Source organism: Alteromonas sp. CyTr2, from assembly GCF_947311905.1.
Lineage (GTDB): Bacteria > Pseudomonadota > Gammaproteobacteria > Enterobacterales > Alteromonadaceae > Alteromonas > Alteromonas macleodii.
Genome location: NZ_CAMZMZ010000040.1, coordinates 13,123 through 33,895, shown reverse-complemented (window position 1 = coordinate 33,895; position 20,773 = coordinate 13,123). Strand labels below are relative to the sequence as shown.

Here is a 20,773-nt window from a genome sequence, read left to right as displayed (position 1 = left end):
TGATCACCAAACGTCATGAATGTTCCTATCTTTTTTATCTCGCTGATATCGTTATATTATTTGTGGGGATACCTCAGGGTCAGAGTACATTAATACTTCTAATACTCCTCGAAATCGAAACAGCCCTTGACTCAATGATTGCGGAATGAAAATGTACTCTGACCCCATTTCTTTAAAAGTGATAGGCGTAGGATAGGTTCAGGAAGTCTAATCCGGGGTTGTCATTGTTGAAGCCGCCGTTTGAAAAGTGCATATAGCGCAGTGCGACATGTTGTTTCTTATCGATCTCTACAAACACACCTAATCTGTCTTCGAACTGATAGTTAGATCCAATATCTTTACCAGCGACTTTCTGATTACCTATGTAACTCGCTCCTATCCCCGCTTCTATATATACGGGATATTTGTCATAGAGCGTTGAAACCTGTTTCATAAATACAGGAGTTAATGACGCGCCGTAGCTAGTACTATGTGTATCGTTTTCACCATACTCCCACACTACGGCACTCACTTCCCAGTATAGCTTTAGGTCGCCAAACCAATCAGTAGTAAGCGTTTGTTCAAATGGCCTGTACGCGAAGCGCATACCATCGATATCGTCAAAGCCGTGCATATAATCTACACTCACGGTTTGTTTCGCTTGTACGCTACTTGCGGTGAAAATAATGAAAAAAGAAAATAGAAGTAGTGATGCCTGTTTCATAATTGCTCCTTGATCTGGTAATCAACAAGCAAAATTTTTTCCAATTAAAAATTATCGTAATTTCAAAGAGATAATGAAAACTAAATGCCGAACTATTCCTGCTGAGTAGTGTAATTTACTGACACTGTTGAAGCTTTTACAAAGATGTCCAGCGTGTATCTGCGCTTACATGTTGCTCTTCCATCAGGCGCTCGATCAGTTGCTTTGTATCTTCAATACCATACTTCGCTTTAATTTTATTTATGCTTTCAGATTCTGAAAGTATAAATGTATTGAGCTCGGCAATGATCTCGGGGTGTCTTAAGGTTGATAGCGAAAATGAGACAACGTTGTGTGGCAGGGTTAAATCAGCGGCAAATGGTCCCATTTGCGGAAAGCGACGAGCAACGTTTTTAGCGGCATTATATTCCACATCTAAAGCATCTACTTTATCGCTCTGTAGAAGATTAAGCCCATCAAAAATACTGTTTACGCCTGTTACTTTAACGGTACCGTTCTTAATTTGCTGTTCCCACTTTACAGGGGAAAATCCGTCTGGCGTGGCAAGTTTTGTTATGTGAGTAATTCCTTTACCAAGGTTATCTGTTTTAATCAAAGTCACGGCGAATGTTTCTGCCAGAGGTTCAGAATACACTTTGTTGAGGCTATGGGTTATTTGGTCATACCAACTGGCGTTATCAGGAAAGACAAAGTCTACATTGCCTTTTTTCAATTCTATCTGAAGGCGTTTAACTGGCATGCTCAAGTATACAAAGCGATGTCCGCTTTGCTTTGAGAATGCTTCAAGAATAGCCCAACCCAACCCCTTTTCATGATCCGATGAAAAGTTGTAATACGGATAATATTCAATATTTTGAGCGCCTACGATATAGGTGTCGGCTGAAACAAAAGGACTTGAAAGTGTGCATGTAACTGGCAATACCGCCATTTGCACAAAGCGACGAATACTATTTCCAAACCTCTTCAATTTTCAATCCTTGTTCTATCAAAAGCTTCTGAGACAACTGCTCGAAAGGGGTTATTCCGTATTTTGTTTTTATACTATCAATTAATTCTGGATTTGAGGATATGAACTTATTAAGTTCACTAATAATGTCTTGATGATAAAGCGTAGATAGGGAAAAAGGAATTTCATTATGTGGAAGCGTCAAATCTAAAGTAAATGCATCTTGCTCATATGATAGAGGAGCAGATCGCTGGCTAACGAAATACTCTAAATCTAACCCGTCTACACGTTCTTGGTACAAAAGCGCCAAGCCTTGTTGAATATCCGTAACCCAAGTTATTTGGGTACGTTGGGTGTCTATTCTTTCTTGCCAATTTACCGGTGTGAAGCCTAACGGCATGGCGAGGTTTTTTATCTTTTCGATGCCTTTCCCAGCGTTCTGTCGTTTTACAATTGTCCCCGTTACTGCGCTGGTTAATGGGAGGGAAAAGTACTTGTCATTTGAAGTGGTAATGCTGTTATACCAGCCTCTATTATCAGGGTATACAAAGTCAACATTACCTTTAACTAACTCGAGTTGAAGCCGTCTTATAGGCAAGCTTAAATACACAAACTCGTGTCCCGAAGCTTCAGAAAAAGCTTCTAAAATTGACCAGGCAACCCCTTTATCTGTGGATGATGCAAAATCGTAATGGGGGAAATAAGCTAAGTTTTGTGCGCCAATCACATATTTTTCTGCATAAATATTAAGGCTAAACAAACAGCCAATAAAAAGCCCAATACATCGCATCATTCTACACTCCAAAATGACTACAGCAATTTACAATATACAAATAAATTATCTTTGAAGCATTTCCTTGAGAGGAAGTTTTTTAATACAAAAATAAATCGCGTATCTATACACCATAATTTATCGTTTTGCGGGTGTAAAATACTCAGTGAAAATCTCTTGAACTTAATGACAGCTTTTCGAGCCAAGGCGTACGATCAATAAGCTTACCTGCAATGATATGAATAACTCCTTCTTTGGAGCGTTCGATAATACCATTTACCTGTAGCAGTTTAGCCTTTAAGAATGTTTGTTGCTGAGCACGAGCGGTGGCTTGCCATACCACAACGTTCATATTGCCTATGTCATCTTCCAAAGTCAGAAAGGTAACGCCTGCGGCAGTGCCTGGCGCTTGACGACCTGTTACTGCGCCAAGCACTTTTACAACTGATTTATTTGTCTTGTCTTTAAGCGAATTGGACCAGCTTATGTCTTTAAGCTTATGTTGCTTTTTGAGTAACGAAATAGGGTGGTTATTTACCGATAAGCCGGTTGAGGCATAGTCTTCAAGTAAGTTTTCTGCCTCGGTCGGTGAAGCACCCAGAGGTGTGACGTTTTTATCTGCATAAAAATCGTCAGTATCAAACAGTGGTAAATGCGTTTGGGTATCCATAATTCGCCAACGGGTTTCGTATCGGTTGCCTGAAATAGTGCGAAGGGCATCGGCGCTAGCCAGTGCCTCTACTTCATTACTTTTAAGCGATAGTTGCTGTAATTGTTCAACATCGGTATAGCCCTTATCTGAGCGGTTTTCCACGATAAGTTGAGACGATGCTTCACTTAAGCCTTTAATAAGCTTAAGGCCAAGCTGAATGTATTTTTCTTGGCCTTGTACCACCAAAGAATGCTCAACGTCAGACTGGTTAACACAGGGCGCCTCTACCCGTATGTGATGACGCTTAGCGTCTTGAACTAACTGGGACGGGGAATAAAACCCCATGGGCCAGCTATTTAACAGCGCTACGTAAAACTCAACGGGAAAGTAAAACTTCAACCAGCAAGACACGTAAGCTAATACGGCAAAAGACGCTGAGTGAGATTCAGGAAAGCCGTAACCTGCAAAGCCTTTTATTTGTTCAAATAAGTTGTGGGCGAACGTACTGTCATAGCCTTTGTCCGTCATACCTTTAATAAGCTTGTCTCTGAATTCAAAAATTCTACCGTCTTTTTTCCAGCTCGCCATAGCGCGCCGCAGCTGGTCAGCTTCTCCGCCACTAAAGCCTGCTGCAACCATGGCAAGCTGAATCACTTGTTCTTGAAAGATAGGCACGCCCATGGTGCGAGACAGAACTTTCTCCACATCTTTAGATGGGTAGCTAATGGTTTCGTTGCCGTGTCGACGTATCAGATAAGGGTGGACCATATCACCCTGAATTGGACCTGGCCGTACAATGGCTATTTGTACGACCAAATCGTAATAGCGACGAGGTTTTAGCCTTGGCAGCATAGACATCTGAGCTCGTGATTCTATTTGAAAAACGCCTACCGTATCGGCCCGACAAATCATATCGAAAACCTGTTTGTCATCTCCGAGCTTAGTAATGAACGGAATACTGGTTTCAACAGGGTATTGTTTATTGATAAGCGAGAATGCGCGACGTATAGCGCTCAACATCCCAAGCGCCAGTACATCCACTTTTAAAAGGCCTAAGGTTTCAATGTCGTCCTTATCCCACTGAATAATAGTACGCTCTTCCATCGCGGCGTTCTCAACAGGAACAAGATCGTAGAGCGGCCCTGCGCTAATAACAAAACCGCCTACATGTTGCGACAAATGTCGGGGCGTGCCCAGTAAAGCTTCGGTAAGGGTAATTAACTGCTGCACCCTAGGCTCTTCAGGGTTTAACCCAAGCCCCGCCAGCTGAGATTTCCACGGAATAACGCTGTCTCGGCGATTAATCTGCTTTACCACAAAATCAAGCTGTGATTCGCTAAAGCCCAGCGCCTTGCCCACATCTTTAAAAGCCGACTTAAAGCGATAGCAAATAACCGTAGCCGCGATAGCGGTTCTTTCCCGGCCGTACTTTTGATAAATGTATTGGATGACCTCTTCACGGCGTTGATGCTCAAAATCCACATCAATATCTGGCGGTTCGTTACGCTCTTTGGAAATAAAGCGCTCGAACAGCACACTTATTTGCCTTGGGTCTACTGCGGTTATTTCCAAGCAATAGCACACTACCGAGTTGGCCGCAGAGCCGCGCCCTTGATACAAAATACGTTGTCGCTTGGCAAACTGAACAATGTCGTAAATGGTTAAAAAGAAATACTCATACTCTTGCTCGGCAATAAGCGTAAGTTCTTTTTCTATGGTTTGGCGAATATCAGGGGTTATACCTTCAGGAAAGCGCACTTTTATACCGGCCTCTACACGTTCCCGCAAATACGAAGTGGGCGTATACCCTTCAGGTACAAGCTCCGCAGGATAGTGGTAGCGCAGCTCTTCTAAAGAAAATGTGAAAGCGTGAGCAAGGGCATTGGTATTGGCAATCCATTTCTCAGGGTAAAGCTTCTTAATTTTTTGTACGGTTCGCAGACTACGCTCTGCATTACTCAACGCATCCCGACCTATTTTGTCTACACTGGTATGCACGTTAATAGCATGCAATACATGTTGAAGCGGCAGTCTGTCAGCGTGATGCATGAGTACACCTGTACAGGCAATAACAGGGAAAGAGTAGGCAGACTGCAGATGATTGTAATGCGCAAACCTGTGGTGATCCCTTCCGTCTAATAGGCGCTGAGCGCCAATATAGGCATCAATACTAGGGTGTTTTTGCAGCCATTCAGCCCAATGCTTGTCTTTAGCTTCTTTGCCGCTTGGTAGCCAAATGAATTTGCAATGGCGAATGGTACGCAAGTCCCACTCGGCCAGTTGGTATTCACCTTTATCAGAGCGACGCCTCGCGTTAGTAATAATTCGGCATAGTTCGCTATAGGCCGCTTTGTTCGGGCACAACAGCACAAAAGATAAAGTGTCATCAAATACAAAGTAACTACCCACAATAAGCGTAATCGGTAGGCCCTGATGCTTAATTTCGTCGAAAGCCCGTACCACCCCCGCTACTGAGCATTCATCGGTAATGGCAAGCGCGTCGTAACCAAGGAAAGAAGCCGTGGTAACAAGCTCTGCGGGGGAAGAGGCACCGCAAAGAAAGCTATAATTGCTTTGGCAAAAGAGCTCACTGTATTTCATGATATAGCCTTTACCTTTTTCTTTAACCGCATACCGCTAACAAAAAAGGCCCTGCACCCACCAGCGGCTCTCTTCATCTTTAAACACTAAAAGCCTTACGCATTGCTCAGTTTGGGCGATGAAATAATCACGCTTTGTTGGGCTGTCATGCCACCACTCACTGTGTAATCGCACGGGGCCAAAGCAAATTTGGGTAGCCTGAATAAGCGGTTTAGGTACATCAAAAGTGAAGGTGGGCGTAATGTCACTGCTATAAGCATAATTACGGGTGCAGTTACCGGTGCTCGACTCCGTCACCGTCATATATTCAAACTGATGGCTGTCGGCAGCGCGAGGTTGAAACGTACTGTTATCGCCTAGCTTCGCGTTTAAGCGCCCAATTAATTGCTTTTGTGCAATATCGTTAAATCTGTCGCTAAAAAAGTCGCCATTCTGCGTATCCATTTCTTCAAATTGCTGACAGGTAAGCGCAATGGCTGTAGCTGGCTCAGGCAACACCAGATTCTCAGTTTTAAGACTAAACAAGGGCAGCCAACTTTGTACTGAAGACTGAGGCAGTGCCGAACGTATATTAATATCCATTACAGGTGCTTCTCTGAAATGAATATGTACACTGATGCTGGATGTATATAAGTTTCTTGCCCGTAAATAGTGAGACAAATGCTCAAACTGCTGGCTGACAAAAGGGGTTAGATGCTGCGTGTTTTCAATATCAAAAGGCAATAGGATAAAGTTATCGAAGTGCTCCAAAGGCCTAAATAATGTAACCCGTGGAAAGGTTTCTCCCCTTAACGCAGTAAGATACATAATAGTGTTATTGTCAAAGCGCCGACCCAGTTCTTGTACCGGCATTGCCAACAGCTGTTGTACGCAGGAAACGCCCACCCTTGCCAACGAGTCAATGACTTTAGGTGATAGAGCCGTAATAGAAAGCGGGCACGTACTTAGCGCTTTTTTTATGTCATCGGATGTATGCAAGTAGGTATTAAATTTATGAAGCGCTAATACTTTTGCGGCCTCAATTGTCCATGCGCTAGCAAAATGATAACGAATATCTGCTTCTGCCAGAGCTTGGGTTAAAGTTTTCCACAGTGGCTTATGACCGCCATAGTAATGAGTTAGGTTATCTAGCCTTACTGCCAGACCGCTGAAACTATTTGAGTGAATGTGGTTGTCTAATACGATATCAGAAGCCAGTGGATAAAGCCGATGGGCTAACTGCGTCAGCATATGCTTTTCGGCTTCTTCACTGAAAGGCAGAATATGCACGTAAGGGCATAACGCCGCTGCTTGGGCTAGCCCATGCCCAATTTCAATGCCTTCTTTTTTCGCAATATCATTACACTGCGTAATTTTGTTTGTTTTACTGCAGTACACTGCAACGGGAGTATTCGACGCTAACGCTGAATACTGGTTGTTAGTTTCGTGCTTCGGCAATTGGCTATGTGCACGCTTACTTCTAGCCGCTTTGATATGGCTGTCTAAAGTTAGTTGATAGCAGTAAATATAAGCCCACAGCATCATTAGCTCACAGAGTGTAATGCCTGATCGGAAAGCGTGTTGTGTGCCATGGCCCATTTAATGGCGTGATTGTCGGGGGTCCACCGATGGGAAATAACAATGTTATCTTTGGGCCACCCATGACGCTGCTTGCGTATGTTCACCGCCAAAGCGTGGGGTTTACCCTTTAGCGCGATATCCAACGTAATGGGTAATGCACTGTCGCTTTGATTCGACAGGTTGGCTTGTGAATCACTTAAGCTGGCCTTCGGATAACCTAACTGTGATGCCTGCTGTTGCGGTGGAGTATACAGTAAGCACAGCGCATCATTATGCGTTGCTGCTACCTGTAGGCGTCGTGCTTCTTTTTGATTTACAGCATTACTCCACAGCACTACGCAATGGCAAGCCGTACTTTTTAAACATTGCTCTGCTGCCCACAACGACTCTTGTTCAGAACTTGGTTTTACTACCAGAACTTGTTGCGCTTTAAGCCCCAAGTTTTCTAACCACGGCGACTGTAGTAGCCCGGGAGGGTTAATAAATACCACCAGCTTATGCGTACGGTGTTGGCATATAACCTGTTTAAAGAGTGAAAGTTCACCCATGCCGGTTAACGAAGAGATACGGACAAGACCTGTAGATGTAACGCCACCGTTAAGTGCTTTATCCAGACGCGGAAAACCCAGTGAAAACTTGGTTTCACTTTGTCTCTGATCTCTGGCCCGCCAAATATGCGGGTGGTTATTAAGCACGGATAACGATTTATTCATGGCACTCAAAATAAACTGTATTTTTATACAGTATTATAGTGCAGCAATAACCCTTTTCAAGACAAAAGGTTTTTGACTTGTTGTTTTAAACGCTAACTTACTGATTAGTTTGGAAAGGTAAAAAGATTAAACTTTTAAAAGAGTGGGAACATGGCTAGGGTCGCAGGCCTTACTACATAGCAAAGCAGACGACCCTGCCATACAGTTAGCGCTGTATAAGCGCTAACGAGAGACATAGAGTAAAATGTTACTCTTCAGATGGTTCTTTTTGAGCCTTTGTAGTCGTGCCACTTACTGTTGCTGTAACGGTTTGGCAAAAAGCAATGAAGCCGTCGGCCGTATTTTTTGACCACACCATACGTACGTTGCTAGGGAATGCTTTCACCACCTCACGAATTTCCTCAAGCGTCACTTCTTCATTAAGCAGCACCTTATTCAGTGACTCCTCAAATGACATCCCTTTCTCACAACAGGCCATGACGATAGTCGAAAAGTTGCGCATAAGCGGGTGCAGCGCATTGTATTGAGTTTGGTCGATAAGGCGGCTTTTATAGGCACTTTCAATACGCGCAGTAAGATTTTTCTCTAACGCATCTGTAACAAGAACAAGGTTGCGATAAGCATACGTAACCTTGTTGTTGGTCTGTTTATTCGAGTGACGCAATAGCGCCAGCTCTTTCTGTAAATTCTGCGCTCGCAGCACAAAGTAAATTAAAAACAGGATAAGTAATCCAATAACACCAAATGCAACGATCATGTTTATTGTGCCTTTTGTTCTTCTATAAACGTATTGATGTTTTGCTCCAAGATAAACAGTGGAACTGAGCCGTTTTCTAACACGGCGCGGTGGAATTTACGCACATCAAAACGCTCGCCTAATGCTTTCTCTGCTTTCTTGCGAAGGCCTTTAATTTTGATTTCACCAATCTTGTAAGACAAGGCTTGCGCTGGCCAAGAGATATAGCGGTCTATTTCAGTATTTACGTTGTGTTCTGAAAGCGCGGTGTTTTCCATCATATAATCAACCGCTTGTTGACGGCTCCAGCCCATCGTGTGCATACCGGTATCCACAACCAAGCGACACGCACGCCACATTTCGTAGCTTAAGCGACCGAAGTTGTCGTACGGCGTTTCGTAAATACCTGCTTCAATACCTAAAAACTCAGAGTACAGACCCCAGCCTTCACCAAACGCTGAAATATAGGTGTTACGACGTACCATAGGTAAGTCTTCAAGCTCTGCTGCCAACGATATTTGAAGATGGTGGCCAGGCACTGCTTCGTGCAAGGTCAGTGCAGGCAATGCATACAAAGGGCGCTTATCGAGGGCATACGTGTTTACCCAGTAATATCCTGGCTGATCATCGCGGCTAGGATGAATGTAACGGCCCGTTGTATATTTGGGCGCGATAGCGTCTGGTACAGGCGCTACACCGTAGGGTGTTCTTGGCAGATACTCAAAGAGCGAAGGAAGCTTTGCGTCCATTTTCTTTGCAATGAACGACGCCTCTTTTAGTAAATCTTCAGCGCTGGTGGCATAGAATTGCGGGTCTTCGCGTAAAAACGCAATGAAGTCGTTAATGTCGCCATCAAAGCCAAGCTCATCCACAATTTGCTGCATTTGCGCGCGAATGCGTTTTACTTCAGACAAACCTAAATCATGGATTTCCTGAGGCGTCATATCCGTGGTGGTGTAATGCTTGGCTCTATTGGCGTAATACGCCACGCCATCAGGCCAGTTATTCGCGGCAATATCTTCACGGGCGTTGGGAATGTATTCGTCTACCATGAAATCGTAGAACATTTGATATGCAGGCAATACGCTGCTGTTTATGGCTGCCTTGCCTTGCTCCGTTAGCGCTGATTTTTGCTCGGCAGTAAAGTACTCTGGAAAACGGGTAAATGGAGAATAAAAGCCACTGTCCTCGGCATTTTCAACAATGTATGACGCCACCGAGTTCTCAAACCCTTTCAGCACGACTTTAGGCTGCGTGTAGCCTTCTTTTAGCGCCTGTTTCATATACGCAATTTGTTGGTCAAAATAAGGCTTAAGCGCATTTAGGCGGCTAATGTAGGCCTGATAATCTTCTACGCGCTTAAAGGTGGATAAATTAGGAAGCGAGGCCATTGCACCGTGAAAGCCATATTCTGAATTGATAGGCACTAAATGCGCGCGATACGTATATTCGTCCACATAGTTAGCTAAACGATATTGTTGCATCAGCAAGGCAATATAAGCATCAGTAGAGATGTCTTCTTTTTTATACTGACTTAAGGCCTTTTGAAAAGTACGCCATTGTTCATTTTGTGCTTTCAGGGCTTTGGGAGAGTTGTCTGGTAATACGTGAGCGAGTGAAGTATCGCCTTCGCGAGAAGCTAGAAGCGGGGAAACCGAAAGCTCGTATTGCCAAATGTCATCAAGTAGTTGATACAAGCTTTCATCGTTAAGGTCCTTTGCAGATGAGCTAACGCTGCAAATAAATAATAATGCTGCTAAAACATAGCGATACATAAGGGTCTCCGGCAACCTTCACCGGAATGACCCGGCGGTTACTCTTTCGTTGGTGTATATATTGGACTAGGGAAAGCAGTTACTTTATCAGATTTATTTTCTAATTTAGTAATTTTGGCTGAACCTTTTTTATTTACGGCGTCAATGCGCAAAATGTTGTGCATCGGTACATAAGTTTTTGTTACTTCAGAAAATTCGGTTTTCAACTTTTCATGACTAGGGTCTACAACAACACTTGTGTGAGTATCCCACACAAAGTCACCTATCTCGATAAAGCCAAACAAAGCGCCCTGCATAAGGCTTTTTACGTATAACTCATAGCGCTCACCGTTGCTGATGAACTGAACGCGGTAAAGAATGTCGTCTTTTGACATAGATGCTGCTCTTCACTAAAAAATATAAAAACACCCGGAAGCTGAGCCGGTATGTGGTTAACAATTTTACCTTGCTCATAAAATGCGAGCAACGGTAGGAAACACATGGTAAACGTTAGTAGTTTAATGGTATTCCGCCTATCAACTGCGTTACCATGATGCACACTTAGTTATATGGTGAAATTAGAATGATAAAAAAACTCCTTATAGGTAGTGCAATGACAGCAATGACCTTTGCTGCTACTGCCCATAACCACGCATCGACAGACAATGCTTTTAACCCTGATACACAGCGAATCAAATCGCACCTGTTTTTCCTAGCAGATGATTTGCTTGAAGGTCGTGACACGGGCTCTCGTGGCCATGAAATTGCGGCGCTATATATTGCGACCGAATTTGCTAAATATGGTTTGAAGCCAGCGGGTACAGACGGCTACATGCAAAACGTAGCGTTTCGCAAAGCGAATCTGGTTCAAGAGTCTCCCAAGTTTACTTTCACGCAAAACGGCGAAACCGTCGAGTTTGACTATCCGAAAGAGTATTTAGCTAGCCCAAGTTTGCTTAGCACTGAAGCTAATGTAAAAGGTGAAATGGTCTTTGTGGGCTACGGCATTGTGGCTGATGAGCTATCTCACAACGATTACAAAGACTTAGATGTAAAAGGTAAGGTTGTTGTAGCGCTTGCTGGTAAGCCAAGCGACTTTCCATCAGAAGAGGGCGCTCACTTTGCGTCTGGCTATCAAAAGCAAAAGTATGCGGTAGACAATGGCGCTATTGGCATGATCACTATCACAACGCCTAAAAATGAAAAGGTACGCCCTTATCAAAGCCGTTTGAACTACATCCATACGCCGCGTATGGCATGGTTAGACGACAGTGGTCAGCCTGCAAACAGCTTTTCTCAGCTTAAAGGTGGCGCTTACATGAGTGAAGGCGCTGCGCGTAAGTTATTTGAAGGCGCAGAAAAGAGCCTTGATGACGTTTATGCACAGCTTGAAGCCGACAAAGTACCGCAAGGCTTTGCGTTAAACGGTGTGGTTGATATCAGTAAGACGAGCGTACACGACACCATCACTAGCCCAAATGTTGTGGGTGTACTTGAAGGTTCTGACCCAGAGCTTAAAAACGAGTATGTGGTTTTCTCTGCTCACTCTGACCATATTGGTTTTGCCAAGACCGTAAAGAAAGACAACATTAACAATGGCGCCATGGACAATGCGTCTGGTACGTCAGTGATGTTAGAAACTGCACGCCTGTTTAGCGAAATGGAAGAAAAGCCAAAGCGCTCAATTCTGTTCGTATCGGTAACGGGTGAAGAGAAGGGCCTGCTAGGTGCAGACTATTTTGCTCGTAATCCAACTGTACCGGTTACTTCAATGGTGGCGAACGTAAATCTAGATATGCCAATTTTGACTTACGAGTTTGCAGACGTTATTGCGTTTGGCGCGAACCACAGTGATTTGCAAGAGTCAGTGGAAAAAGCGGCGGCGAATGCCAACATTGAACTAAGCCCTGACCCATGGCCTGAGCAAGCGTTATTCACTCGCTCAGATCACTATGCGTTTGTAAAGCAAGGTGTGCCTTCAGTGTTTATGGTGCCGGGTCTGAAGTCTAAAGATCCTAACGTAGATGGCAGCAAGGTGTTTGGTCAGTTCTTATCTACGCACTACCATAAGCCTAGCGACGACATTAACCAGCCATTCAACTGGAATGCGGCAGAGACTTTCACCAAGGTTAACGCGCAAATTGGTTGGACACTAGCAAACCAAAAGAACAAGCCTAAGTGGAACGACGGCGATTTCTTTGGAAACACGTTTAGCAAGTAAGTCCATATTTATTTAAACATTAAAAAGCAGCATTTTTATGCTGCTTTTTTTGTGCCTGTAGCTTACGGACAGTGACTGAAATAATGAATTATGTGCATGTTGGAACGCTGAGGGCTGAGCTCGGCAGCTATTTGATTTCATCACACTTTTCACATTAATTTTGAAAGGTGTCAATGCAATATAGGATGGGAACAAGCAAGAAAAAAGGCGCTTGAAAGCGCCTTAGTCGTAACCCTTAGTCGTAACTTAGTTGGGTTCTAAACAAACATTTGCTTGAAAGCAGCCCATTGTTCATTGAACTGCTCGGTTGGCTTACGCGTAAATCCACTGCGGATAAAGCCATTAATACGGCCATCGGTGTAGCAAATCATCATGTTGGCGATAATCGCTTCATCTGCAGAAAGGGTTTTACCTTCCCGTAGCTTGCGCTCTCTTAGCACTTGTTTAAGCTGCGTTTCTAAACGCTCGAAAAGCTTTGCTATGCGCGCGCGCAACCGGTCTTGTTCACCCATTAACGCATCACCATTTAATATTCGAGTAATACCCGGGTTCTTCTCAGCAAAGCCCAAAATAAGATGAAGAATAAGCTGACAACGCGTAAGCGAGTCTTTCTCTTCATTCACAATCTTATTGATGCGCGTGAAAAGTGTTTCTTCAATAAACTCGATAAGCCCTTCAAACATTCGCGCTTTACTTGGAAAGTGACGGTAAAGTGCCGCTTCAGACACTCCCACTTTTTCCGCTAATTTAGCAGTAGTGATACGTTGACCTGGGCTGGTTTCTAACATTCCAGCAAGTGCTTGCAGAATTTGAGCTCTGCGATTTGTTTTTTTGACAGCAGGCATACGAAAGTATTTCCTCCGCTACCGAGTTATAGCAACTCGGGCTCCATGTTAAGTTGGCTTACACCAAAGCGTTTATATTTATCGTTTTTATTATCGACACTTAATAAGCATCTGTTAGTTTTTATTGTTTAAAGTGTAGCGCTCTGCAATAAGTGCAAGTAATTGACCCGCTAACTCGCTTTTACTGGTTGCAGGTAATCGTTTATCACCATCTTGCCATATTACGTGCAGTGCATTTTTATCACTGTTAAACCCCAGACCCTCGGCAGTAATATCGTTAGCCGCAATCATGTCTAGCTTCTTTTTGGCTAGCTTCGAGCGCGCATAATCTTCTACATTTTGGCTTTCGGCCGCAAAGCCCACACAAAATGGTCTGTCTTGGCTGGTGGATATGTTCGCTAGAATATCAGGGTTTTTAACAAAAGTAAGTGTTAACTCATCACCGGTTTTCTTAATTTTATTGTCGGCAACGCTCACGGCCTTGTAATCTGCTACAGCAGCCGTACTAATAAATATATCTGTGGAGGCTTTAAGCGTTTGACAAGTATTAAGCATTTCCTCTGCGGTAGTGACATTAATACGGTCACAGCGTTCGGGCGTTTCAAGCGACACAGGACCTGCCACTAAGGTTACATTTGCCCCCGCGAGTGCTGCTGCCTGAGCGATGGCAAACCCCATCTTTCCTGAGCTGTGATTTGAAATATATCGTACAGGGTCCAAAGGCTCTCTGGTTGGTCCCGCTGTTATCGTAATATTCTTTCCCGATAACGCCTTTAGCGACGAAGAAAGGGATAAAGCGTCTCTCTCTGCGTCATTTATTACATTGGCAATATCAACAGGCTCAACCATTCGACCTGAACCCACATCGCCACAGGCTTGTTCACCACTTGCCGGGCCAATAAAGGTTACGCCGTGCTCTTTTAAAATATCGATGTTGCGCTTTGTTGCTACCGCTTTCCACATTTGTTGATTCATGGCAGGAGCAATAAAGAGTTTCGCTGTTGTTGCAAGGTACAGTGTAGTCAGCAAGTCATCTGCCATACCGTGAGCAAGCTTAGCAATGGTGTTTGCGGTTGCGGGGGCAACAAGTAAGATATCAGCCCACTTTGCCAATTCAATATGCCCCATTGCGGCTTCAGCAGCAGGATCAAGCAGCTGACGATGCACTGGATTTCCTGACACAGCCTGAAGTGATAATGAACTAACGAATTCTGCGGCAGAGTCTGTTAGAACCACACGCACGTTTGCGCCTAACGCAGTAAGCTTGCGCACAAGATCAGGTGCTTTATAAGCGGCAATCCCGCCAGTAACACCTAGCAAAATATTTTTGTTAGCAATAGACATAGAAGAACACAAAATCTCGAAATTAGCGTTAGCCTACCATGGTGACAAAAAATCGGATAGCTGAACGAAAGTAGGTCTTGTTTCAACTGTGGCAGATAAGCAGTGCCTACAGGTGTCAAAAGTCAATGATAAACCCGCCTTTTATACAGTCGTTTCTTTGTCACCATTCATCTATAAACAACCTTTTATAGAATAGTCGGGCTAGATGAATGTCGATAAAAGTATGGCCAAAGAATGAAAGGCCAAGAGAAAAACTATTGCAGCATGGGGCTGAAAGCTTAAGTGATGCTGAACTCATCGCTGTCTTGCTGGGAAAAGGTGTGAAAGGAAAAAGCGCTGTGTCTGTGGCACATGAACTTCTCAACGAGCTAGGCTGCTTACGGGGTGTGGTAACAGCAACGAAAGAACGGTTTGCCAAAATAACGGGAGTTGGACCGTGCAAGTATGCGCAGTTTCAGGCGGGCTTTGAAATATTTAAACGCAATTTGGAAATAAAGCTGAAGCGTCAGGACGTTTTTAATAATGTAGATGATACTAAACGTTATCTACAGGCAAAGCTAAGAGACTGTGAACGTGAGAAGTTCGCGCTTTTAATGCTTGATAGCCAACATCAGCTTATTGCTTTTCGTACTATGTTTAACGGTACGATAAACAGTGCAGCGGTCTATCCAAGAGAATTGATCAAACAAGTAATGATCGATAATGCAGCCGCGATCATTTTGGTTCATAATCATCCTTCAGGCGTTGCTGAGCCTAGTCATGCGGATATAAGATTAACCGCAGAGATCAAAAGCGCAATGGCGTCGATCGATGTGCCAGTTTTAGATCATTTTGTGGTTGGTGATAAAGAAACTGTTTCATTCGCACAGCGAGGCTTGTTAAGATAAGAAATCTAAGTCATTTGTCGATTATAATCTAGTCAAATGGTTGAAAATGATTTAGCATAGGATTTAGTGGGTTATTTTATTAAAGGACTGTTATGAAGAAGTCAATCATTGCATTATTTGCAGCTGCAACTATGGTTGCAGGCGTTAACGCACAAGACGGTGAAGGTGGTAGTGGTACTACTGGCATCGGCGGCGTAAGCGGCGGTGTGATCGCGTCTGGTGTTGTTGTTGCGGGTATCGTTGCGGGTGTTGTAAACAACAACTCTGCTGATGCACCAGGAAATGGCGGCACTACTCCAGGTCAACCTACTTGTGAAGGTGACGACCAAATCGTTGATGGTGTGTGCGTAGGTACAACCGAAACTGTTACTGTAACTACCTCTGGTTCTGTAACAAAAACCATCACCGTACCTGTTACATTTACTTACGCACCGACCGTACAGTAAATTTAAGAGTATTCGAAAAAGCCGCTTTTTTTAGCGGCTTTTTTTATTTTTATAGCAAAGTTCATTTGTTTTTAGTTTTTGTCGGCGCATTTTAATGAAACTACACACTTTATTTGCCCTTTCGGGTGTTGTTTGCCTTTTTCTTTCCGGATGTTCCACCACGTCACTAGCGTATTACAACACGCTGAAGCTCGCGCTAAAAGATAGAACAGTTAGTTATACCGTTGAAGAGATTGCTGCTAGTAAAGCTGATCTTATGCAAATTAAAGCGGGCGGAAGAGATGCAGCCTCGCTTGCCCTTGCGTATATCGATGGTGAAAAGTACCGGTGGGTATCTGGTGATAAAGTCATCTTCACCATGCACCACGGTATTATCGTTAAAACTGAAGGTTTGGATCACGACCTATACTACACGGGAAATCTTCAGCACAACCCGCTTGCCACCAACAATGTTCTGCCATTCAATTGGAAACGCAAAGTTGATATTGCTTCCATCGGTTACGGTGTGCCGGTTGACTCTTCTTGGCGAATAGAAGGGGAAGAAACTCGCGAATATTTAGGTTTTTCTGTTCCGGTAATTAAGGTTATCGAAACCGTAGAATTTTCTGAATACACGCCATTTATCGACGTAGGGTTGTCGTGGGAAAACACGTATTTCTTGCACAAATACTCGAAGGAACTTCTGGCCTCAAAGCAGCAGTTCAGCCCTGAAGGAGACGTTTACGATATGGTTTATTTAAGCCGAGTAGTACGTGAGATGAAGACACAAGGAGCAACGCAATAATGAAGTATATCTATACGCTTTTTATTGCCCTAGGCCTTACTGCAGCTACCAAGTTATATGCAAATGATAACCTTGTTAGTGTCATGATAAACAAGCAAACCTATCAGTTCGACAGGCCAATACGACTATCAAGCGTACTGTCCATTGTCGCTGATAATGGTGATTGGTACTGGCCTTCAGCTTCAGCCTTTGATTTAGCTAATCCTAAAGCTGAAGAAGAGAAAGAGATAGCGCTATCTCAAATTAGCGGACTGCTCAATCAATTTGATGCCGATTCTGAAACACATAAAGCCCTTCAAAATCTCTATGATCAGGTAAGCTCATGGACGGTGTCTACACGCATAGACATGCCAATTTCCTACAATCGAGCAAGGTTGTTTTTTGAAGACAACCCTATGTTTCAGCCAGGTAAATACTGGATTCGACTAAATGGAAGACCTGACGTTGTGCATTTCTCTGGCGCTGTTGTAAAGCCTGGTGCGTACAAGCATCAAAGCGATACGTCGGTTTATACGGCTGTTCACACGGTGAAAAAAGCGGTTGATGCCGACAGAAGTCATGTCTACGTAATTGATCCAATGGGAAATATTGAAGAAAAGGGTATTGCTTATTGGAATTTAGATTTTGGGCAGCTTATGCCGGGCAGCCAAGTCTATGTTCCTATCTCATCAGAACTCTTTAGCAATAAACTTAAGCAATTAAATGAGCGCGTAGCCGCTTTAGCAGTACATAGGGTTTTACCTCAATGAGTGCGCCACTACTTTCTAAGAAAAAAACACTCGCGCTTGTAATTGGCAGCGCGCTTTCTTCTACCGCTTTTGCTGATACTCAAGTTCGCGTTACTCCTTCGCAGATGGTGCAGGGCGGAAATGGTCTTATTCAAACACCAACGGCTCGTATGCGAGACGAAGGTGGAATGGCCATTAACTATACCGACAACGGCGAATATCGCTTCTGGTCTGTTAACATTCAGCTTTATGATTGGATGGAAGCAACTGCCCGTTATACTGACGTGCGCACAAGACTTTACAGTCAAGTTGAATCATTCAGTGGTGATCAAACGCTGAAAGATAAAGGCTTAGACGTTAAATTCAGATTATGGAAAGAAAGCTACTATTTGCCAGATATCAGTATCGGCTTCAGAGACTTTGGTGGAACAGGCTTTTTTGAAAGTGAATACGTCAACGCCAGTAAATCTATCGGTCCATTCGACTTTCACCTTGGCTTAGGCTGGGGATACCTTGGTACAGCCGATGACATCAGCAACCCGTTTTGCGAGCTTAAAGACAGCTTCTGTGAACGCCCAGGGGGCTTCTCTGGCCGCGGTGGTAAGGTAGACTACGACCAGTTTTTCAAAGGAACAACCGCATTTTTCGGTGGTGTGGAATACCAGACACCATGGGAGCCGCTAACGCTAAAGCTTGAGTTCGAAGGGAATGATTATTCTCGTGACAGAGCTGGACAGCTAGAGCAAGATTCTCGTTGGAATGTTGGTGCAGTGTATCGTTATAAAGACTTCGATTTCACGTTGAACTATCAACGAGGTAATACCGTTGGTTTCGGCGTTACTTATCGCTTTAATATGAATACGGCTTCGCAAATAAAGTTCGATGAACCACCTAAGAACCTGATGGGTAGAAAGGTGCCACAAGACGTGAAAGATGTTGATAAATCCCGTCTTTACAATGACCTTTACCGGTCGGGGGGCTTTGTACTGTCTGATGCTGAAATTAAAGAGGACAGCGCTACGTTTTACGGTACACAGGTTGCCTATCGTGACCAGGATGAAGCCATTGAGCGAATTGGTCGCGTGGCGGCCTCAGAGCTTCCAGATTCCGTAAAAACCTATCATGTAGTAGACAATCGCGCAGGTCTTCCTTTAGTAGACACGCAGGTGGATGCCGAGGCCTTTATTGCTGCAGCGCGTTACGAATCTGTTGACGCAGATATCACTGAAACCTATGTCAGAACATCACCTTCAAAAGAAGTGCTCGACGCCTATGATCCTGCCAATACATCTGGCTTCTACTACAGCGCAGATTTCTTCTTTACCCAATCATTCGGTAACCCAGAAGATTTCTATCTGTATCAAACCGGATTATTGCTAAACGGCGGTTATGCCTTTAACGAAAACTTCGCAATCATGAGCAGCGCCAGGGTTACGCTTCTAGATAACTTCGACAAGTTTAACTACTTGGTAGACAACGAAGAAGTGTCGCTACCTCGCGTGCGTACTCGAGTTCGTGAATATGTGTCAGCAAACGATGTATGGCTAGATACAACATTCTTACATTACAAAGACACCATTGCAGAAGACCTCTATGCTCAAGCGTACGCGGGTTATCTAGAAACCATGTTTGCTGGTGTAGGCGGTGAAATACTGTATCGTCCCGTTGATAGTAATCTAGCTTACGGACTTGATATCGCTTACGTAAAACAGCGCGATCCTTACAGTCAAACAGGTCTGGAAGACTACACAGCGGTCACTGGACACGCCAGTGTCTATTGGCAGCCAGAATTCTTAGACGACACGCAAATTACCGTAAGTGCTGGACAATTCTTAGCCAAAGATAAAGGCGTGAATATCGATTATGCGAAGCGTTTCGATAGCGGTATCATTGTTGGTGCTTATGCGGCATTCACTGATGTATCGTCAGAAGAATACGGCGAGGGAAGCTTCACCAAAGGCTTCTACATTTCCATACCTACAGATCTGTTCTTGTTAGAACCTACTAAAGGTCGCGGATTATTCCCATGGGTGCCGATTTCTCGTGATGGCGGTCAAATGCTGCGTCGACCCACTCGTTTGATTGACATGACTGAAATAAGGTCACCATTTTTTGATTAAATAGAAATACGCCGCGTTCGCGTGGCGTTTATTCTCGTGCGGATGTCTTAGATGCTGCAATGCGAATATAAAATTAAAGCGTAGATTGCGTATTTATTCATAGCCTAACCGCTTAGGGAAAAGTACAATACGGGCCGTGAAAAATGAGAGCTGGTAGTTTTTCGAGCAAAAAAAAGCCAAAAAGTAACCTTTTTGTACTTTCTTATTGAAATGATCCTGCCTTTGCTGTATAAAATGCGCCCTCTAATTTATAGTAATACGTCATTTGACCCAACCACTGTTTGAGCGCTTGGGATTAACTGACGCGACAGTTATCGTTGTTCTGGAGACAAATACAATGTCAAGAGTATGCCAAGTAACAGGTAAGCGTCCAACGGTTGGTAATAACCGTTCACACGCAAGAAATGCGACTCGTCGTCGCTTTTTGCCAAACCTTCAAACACACCGTTTTTGGGTTGAGAGCGAAAACCGTTTTGTAAAACTACGTTTGTCTGCAAAAGGCATGCGTATCATCGACAAGAAAGGTATTGATTCAGTACTAACTGACATCCGTACCCGTGGTGAGAAAATCTAAGGAAGCCGACAATGCGTGATAAAATTAAACTAGTTTCTTCAGCAGGTACAGGTTTCTTCTACACTACTGATAAAAACAAGCGTAACATGCCTGGCAAAATGGAGATCAAAAAGTATGATCCCGTTGTGCGTAAGCACGTTATGTTCAAAGAGGCCAAAATCAAGTAATTAGCTTGCTTTTGTCTCCACGAAAACCCAGCCCTTGCTGGGTTTTTTGCTTTTTGAAGAAGATATTTCTACTTCATCACGTCACGATCCCACCAGATCCCATATTCGACTGTCCACGATCCCTTGAGTTTGTCTTGCGATCACTGCTTTCTCCCACTTACTTTTTTCCAGCAGGTCCTAGGTTTTCTTTGAATTGAATTAGCTTATATATTGGCTAGGT

Annotated in this window: 19 protein-coding genes; 8 read left to right on the top strand and 11 right to left on the bottom strand. The window is 43.8% G+C overall.

The window, feature by feature from the left end; all coding sequences use genetic code 11:
* Positions 1 to 172: 172 nt before the first annotated feature.
* The 9 genes from QME20_RS16980 to QME20_RS16940 form a co-directional block, all read right to left on the bottom strand.
* Positions 173 to 703 carry an acyloxyacyl hydrolase gene (locus QME20_RS16980; protein ID WP_049587508.1) on the bottom strand — a complete coding sequence of 177 codons (531 nt, stop codon included), beginning with the start codon at positions 701 to 703 and terminating at the stop codon, positions 173 to 175.
* Between the two features lie 136 nt (positions 704 to 839).
* Positions 840 to 1,670 (bottom strand): hypothetical protein, encoded by an 831-nt coding sequence (locus tag QME20_RS16975; protein ID WP_049587509.1) that lies wholly within the window; start codon positions 1,668 to 1,670, stop codon positions 840 to 842.
* Entirely contained in the window at positions 1,651 to 2,442 is a 792-nt protein-coding gene (locus QME20_RS16970) for a hypothetical protein (protein WP_049587510.1), read from the bottom strand. Before QME20_RS16970 ends, QME20_RS16975 begins: the two co-directional genes overlap by 20 nt.
* 142 nt (positions 2,443 to 2,584) lie before the next feature.
* The gene (locus QME20_RS16965; protein WP_239219628.1) at positions 2,585 to 5,674 is read right to left on the bottom strand and encodes an error-prone DNA polymerase; all 3,090 of its coding nucleotides are present in this window, start codon (positions 5,672 to 5,674) and stop codon (positions 2,585 to 2,587) included.
* 36 nt (positions 5,675 to 5,710) lie between these two features.
* Positions 5,711 to 7,198 (bottom strand): DNA polymerase Y family protein, encoded by a 1,488-nt coding sequence (locus QME20_RS16960; protein ID WP_239219629.1) that lies wholly within the window; start codon positions 7,196 to 7,198, stop codon positions 5,711 to 5,713.
* On the bottom strand, positions 7,198 to 7,947 hold the full coding sequence (locus tag QME20_RS16955) for a recombinase RecA (protein WP_049587517.1): 750 nt from the start codon (positions 7,945 to 7,947) through the stop codon (positions 7,198 to 7,200). The genes QME20_RS16960 and QME20_RS16955 overlap by 1 nt, the downstream gene beginning before the upstream one ends.
* 247 nt (positions 7,948 to 8,194) lie before the next feature.
* Positions 8,195 to 8,704 carry a hypothetical protein gene (locus QME20_RS16950; RefSeq protein WP_049587518.1) on the bottom strand — a complete coding sequence of 170 codons (510 nt, stop codon included), beginning with the start codon at positions 8,702 to 8,704 and terminating at the stop codon, positions 8,195 to 8,197.
* 2 nt (positions 8,705 to 8,706) lie between these two features.
* The gene (locus QME20_RS16945; protein ID WP_049587520.1) at positions 8,707 to 10,458 is read right to left on the bottom strand and encodes a DUF885 domain-containing protein; all 1,752 of its coding nucleotides are present in this window, start codon (positions 10,456 to 10,458) and stop codon (positions 8,707 to 8,709) included.
* A gap of 38 nt (positions 10,459 to 10,496) precedes the next feature.
* Positions 10,497 to 10,832, bottom strand: coding sequence for a DUF1820 family protein (locus QME20_RS16940; RefSeq protein WP_049587521.1), 336 nt, complete (start codon positions 10,830 to 10,832; stop codon positions 10,497 to 10,499).
* Positions 10,833 to 11,020: 188 nt separating this feature from the next.
* Between QME20_RS16940 and QME20_RS16935 the strand changes: the two genes are divergently transcribed.
* The gene (locus tag QME20_RS16935) at positions 11,021 to 12,658 is read left to right on the top strand and encodes a M28 family metallopeptidase (protein WP_049587523.1); all 1,638 of its coding nucleotides are present in this window, start codon (positions 11,021 to 11,023) and stop codon (positions 12,656 to 12,658) included.
* Positions 12,659 to 12,915: 257 nt separating this feature from the next.
* On the opposite strand, the gene slmA is transcribed toward QME20_RS16935, so the two are convergent.
* Positions 12,916 to 13,503, bottom strand: coding sequence for a nucleoid occlusion factor SlmA (gene slmA, locus QME20_RS16930; protein ID WP_012516568.1), 588 nt, complete (start codon positions 13,501 to 13,503; stop codon positions 12,916 to 12,918).
* A 114-nt stretch (positions 13,504 to 13,617) separates the two neighbouring features.
* On the bottom strand, positions 13,618 to 14,847 hold the full coding sequence (gene coaBC, locus QME20_RS16925; RefSeq protein ID WP_281716292.1) for a bifunctional phosphopantothenoylcysteine decarboxylase/phosphopantothenate--cysteine ligase CoaBC: 1,230 nt from the start codon (positions 14,845 to 14,847) through the stop codon (positions 13,618 to 13,620).
* A gap of 209 nt (positions 14,848 to 15,056) precedes the next feature.
* Between coaBC and radC the strand changes: the two genes are divergently transcribed.
* The 7 genes from radC (at position 15,057) to rpmG (ending at position 20,553) form a co-directional block, all read left to right on the top strand.
* Positions 15,057 to 15,734, top strand: a complete 678-nt coding sequence (gene radC, locus QME20_RS16920; protein ID WP_014947752.1) for a DNA repair protein RadC — start codon at positions 15,057 to 15,059, stop codon at positions 15,732 to 15,734.
* A 92-nt stretch (positions 15,735 to 15,826) separates the two neighbouring features.
* Positions 15,827 to 16,180, top strand: coding sequence for a hypothetical protein (locus QME20_RS16915; RefSeq protein WP_014977885.1), 354 nt, complete (start codon positions 15,827 to 15,829; stop codon positions 16,178 to 16,180).
* 94 nt (positions 16,181 to 16,274) lie between these two features.
* Positions 16,275 to 16,964 (top strand): YjbF family lipoprotein, encoded by a 690-nt coding sequence (locus tag QME20_RS16910; protein WP_014947754.1) that lies wholly within the window; start codon positions 16,275 to 16,277, stop codon positions 16,962 to 16,964.
* Positions 16,964 to 17,713 carry a capsule biosynthesis GfcC family protein gene (locus QME20_RS16905; RefSeq protein WP_039236677.1) on the top strand — a complete coding sequence of 250 codons (750 nt, stop codon included), beginning with the start codon at positions 16,964 to 16,966 and terminating at the stop codon, positions 17,711 to 17,713. Before QME20_RS16910 ends, QME20_RS16905 begins: the two co-directional genes overlap by 1 nt.
* Positions 17,710 to 19,812: a YjbH domain-containing protein gene (locus QME20_RS16900; RefSeq protein WP_049587529.1), complete on the top strand. Its 2,103-nt coding sequence runs from the start codon at positions 17,710 to 17,712 to the stop codon at positions 19,810 to 19,812. The genes QME20_RS16905 and QME20_RS16900 overlap by 4 nt, the downstream gene beginning before the upstream one ends.
* A 337-nt stretch (positions 19,813 to 20,149) precedes the next feature.
* Positions 20,150 to 20,386, top strand: coding sequence for a 50S ribosomal protein L28 (rpmB, locus tag QME20_RS16895; RefSeq protein WP_014947757.1), 237 nt, complete (start codon positions 20,150 to 20,152; stop codon positions 20,384 to 20,386).
* Between the two features lie 11 nt (positions 20,387 to 20,397).
* Positions 20,398 to 20,553, top strand: a complete 156-nt coding sequence (gene rpmG / locus QME20_RS16890) for a 50S ribosomal protein L33 (RefSeq protein WP_012516577.1) — start codon at positions 20,398 to 20,400, stop codon at positions 20,551 to 20,553.
* Positions 20,554 to 20,773 lie beyond the last annotated feature (220 nt).

What these genes read in the sequence shown, in the direction of transcription:
- QME20_RS16935 (WP_049587523.1), top strand. Translation starts at nt 11,021, where the DNA reads ATGATAAAAAAACTCCTTATAGGTAGTGCAATGACAGCAATGACCTTT.
- rpmB (WP_014947757.1), top strand. Translation starts at nt 20,150, where the DNA reads ATGTCAAGAGTATGCCAAGTAACAGGTAAGCGTCCAACGGTTGGTAAT.
- QME20_RS16910 (WP_014947754.1), top strand. Translation starts at nt 16,275, where the DNA reads ATGAAACTACACACTTTATTTGCCCTTTCGGGTGTTGTTTGCCTTTTT.
- QME20_RS16955 (WP_049587517.1), bottom strand. Translation starts at nt 7,947, where the DNA reads ATGAATAAATCGTTATCCGTGCTTAATAACCACCCGCATATTTGGCGG.
- coaBC (WP_281716292.1), bottom strand. Translation starts at nt 14,847, where the DNA reads ATGTCTATTGCTAACAAAAATATTTTGCTAGGTGTTACTGGCGGGATT.
- QME20_RS16950 (WP_049587518.1), bottom strand. Translation starts at nt 8,704, where the DNA reads ATGATCGTTGCATTTGGTGTTATTGGATTACTTATCCTGTTTTTAATT.
- QME20_RS16965 (WP_239219628.1), bottom strand. Translation starts at nt 5,674, where the DNA reads ATGAAATACAGTGAGCTCTTTTGCCAAAGCAATTATAGCTTTCTTTGC.
- QME20_RS16905 (WP_039236677.1), top strand. Translation starts at nt 16,964, where the DNA reads ATGAAGTATATCTATACGCTTTTTATTGCCCTAGGCCTTACTGCAGCT.
- slmA (WP_012516568.1), bottom strand. Translation starts at nt 13,503, where the DNA reads ATGCCTGCTGTCAAAAAAACAAATCGCAGAGCTCAAATTCTGCAAGCA.
- QME20_RS16900 (WP_049587529.1), top strand. Translation starts at nt 17,710, where the DNA reads ATGAGTGCGCCACTACTTTCTAAGAAAAAAACACTCGCGCTTGTAATT.
- QME20_RS16960 (WP_239219629.1), bottom strand. Translation starts at nt 7,198, where the DNA reads ATGATGCTGTGGGCTTATATTTACTGCTATCAACTAACTTTAGACAGC.
- QME20_RS16945 (WP_049587520.1), bottom strand. Translation starts at nt 10,458, where the DNA reads ATGTATCGCTATGTTTTAGCAGCATTATTATTTATTTGCAGCGTTAGC.
- QME20_RS16980 (WP_049587508.1), bottom strand. Translation starts at nt 703, where the DNA reads ATGAAACAGGCATCACTACTTCTATTTTCTTTTTTCATTATTTTCACC.
- QME20_RS16940 (WP_049587521.1), bottom strand. Translation starts at nt 10,832, where the DNA reads ATGTCAAAAGACGACATTCTTTACCGCGTTCAGTTCATCAGCAACGGT.
- QME20_RS16970 (WP_049587510.1), bottom strand. Translation starts at nt 2,442, where the DNA reads ATGATGCGATGTATTGGGCTTTTTATTGGCTGTTTGTTTAGCCTTAAT.
- rpmG (WP_012516577.1), top strand. Translation starts at nt 20,398, where the DNA reads ATGCGTGATAAAATTAAACTAGTTTCTTCAGCAGGTACAGGTTTCTTC.
- QME20_RS16915 (WP_014977885.1), top strand. Translation starts at nt 15,827, where the DNA reads ATGAAGAAGTCAATCATTGCATTATTTGCAGCTGCAACTATGGTTGCA.
- radC (WP_014947752.1), top strand. Translation starts at nt 15,057, where the DNA reads ATGTCGATAAAAGTATGGCCAAAGAATGAAAGGCCAAGAGAAAAACTA.